This is a genomic window from Candidatus Thiosymbion oneisti, assembly GCF_900092655.1.
Taxonomy (GTDB): domain Bacteria; phylum Pseudomonadota; class Gammaproteobacteria; order Chromatiales; family Chromatiaceae; genus Thiosymbion; species Thiosymbion oneisti.
Map to the genome: position 1 here is coordinate 1 of NZ_FLUY01000047.1, position 1,645 is coordinate 1,645.

At 58.0% G+C, this 1,645-nt stretch carries 1 protein-coding gene; it reads right to left on the reverse strand.

The window, feature by feature from the left end; genetic code table 11:
* Positions 1–298: 298 nt before the first annotated feature.
* A complete protein-coding gene (locus tag BQ17_RS00305; RefSeq protein ID WP_089723766.1) occupies positions 299–1,462 on the reverse strand; it encodes a transposase in 1,164 nt (387 codons plus the stop codon).
* Positions 1,463–1,645 lie beyond the last annotated feature (183 nt).

The window sequence follows — 1,645 nt, forward strand, 5'->3', positions numbered from 1 at the left end:
CGCACCTGGGGTGGATGGCGTTCGGATACCGGAACTCGAGACCGCCCCCGGCGGGGTCGAACGGTTTCTGGAAGACCCCTGAATCCGTGACGTAAATGAGATGATGATTGGTTTGTGTCGAGCTGGCCCGGCCACTGTCATTCCAAACGGGAGTGATGGAGGAAGAGACGTGCCGACGGACTCTGCGTCCCTGGTTTTGAAGCGTAACGACGAGTATTCAACGAGTACTGGTAAACAACCGGCACGCGGGAGTCTGCGCGCTCGCGTGCGGATGGGGATGCTGCGGAGGTCGGTTCGTTCAGGTCCATGCCAATTGTTCGTAGAGTCGTCGGAAAATGGGGACCACCCTGCAGCCAGAGCCGAAGGCGAGCTTGAGCCGCCGTCCGGTGTGAATCAGCCGCGCGGCCAGGTACATCAGTTCCTGCATGACGGTGCGGATGCGGCGACGCTTGGCCCGGTGGCGCGGCGGGGCATCCGGACCCAACAACCCATTCTGCCCGATCCAACGGAGGATGTTGTAGGCCAGTTGAGCACCAGCGAGGATGACGGCGTTGGTGGCAAATTTCCCTGAGGGCAAACGCTCGATGTCCAGATCCGTCTTGAATTCACTGTGGAATTGCTCGGAGGTCGCATGGTCGGCATAGAGCGCGATAATTGTCGCTTCATCAAACGTCAGGTTGGTCCACCAACCTTCAATCGTGACCTCGGGAACCAGAAGTTGCTGACCATGCTGATCAAGGGTGCGTTCAACAACCCGCATGACGCGTCGCAGAGAATAGGTATATCCGTTGTAGGTACGTGTTTCGTACCAGTCGAACAGAGCGATTCGCAACAGGAGGGGGGCGGCGGTCACTTGTCGCGCCCGCTCCAGCACACGCTGGAGGAACTGCGATGTGCCGTTCTGACAATGCTGACTGCCGGCGCGCAACTCCAATTCCAGGCAGTAGCCCTCCTGCCCCAAATAGGCCGCCATCGGTGCGTAACCGTCCACGCCTTTGTAAGTACGCGAGACGCCTTCCTTGTTAGTGTGGGAGTTGTCGAACGGCGTGACATCGCAATCCAGTGGCATCCATCTGTTCGCCAACGGCGTGAGTTGCGCCTCACTGCGGAGCAAAAACGCAATGGTCGCATCCTCCAGGATCGGCTTGAGCTGTTCGGCAAAACCGTCCATGCGCTGACGCAGCGTACCTTCCGAGGGCACCTGATCGAGGTCCAGTGCCGTAGCAAAGTAGGGATCTTCCCGGAATCCGTTGATCGCCTCAAAGTCACTTTTGCCCAAACACAGCAAGGCGACATAGCTCGACAGGATGTTGGCATGACCAATGGCATCACTCCGCAGGGGCGAGATCGCTTTCGCATCGGCCGCCAGATTGGTGCATTCGTTAAGCGCCCTGCCGATGAGGCCAAGACCCGCGTGGGAGGTGAGATCCGCCTCGGATTGGCTAATGATGAATCGTTGCACCAGAGCACCTGTCGAGTGAGTTCGTGGAGTAGAGAATTTTAACCCTAGGTTACTGTTTTTAATATAGGTTTCTCCATCCAAGCTGAATTTAGCTCACGGAACCAGGAGACCTGCATGACCCCCTCAAGCGGAAACGCTCCCGCCCGCAAGCGGTGCAACTGAAACGGATACCCAAGGCGACTG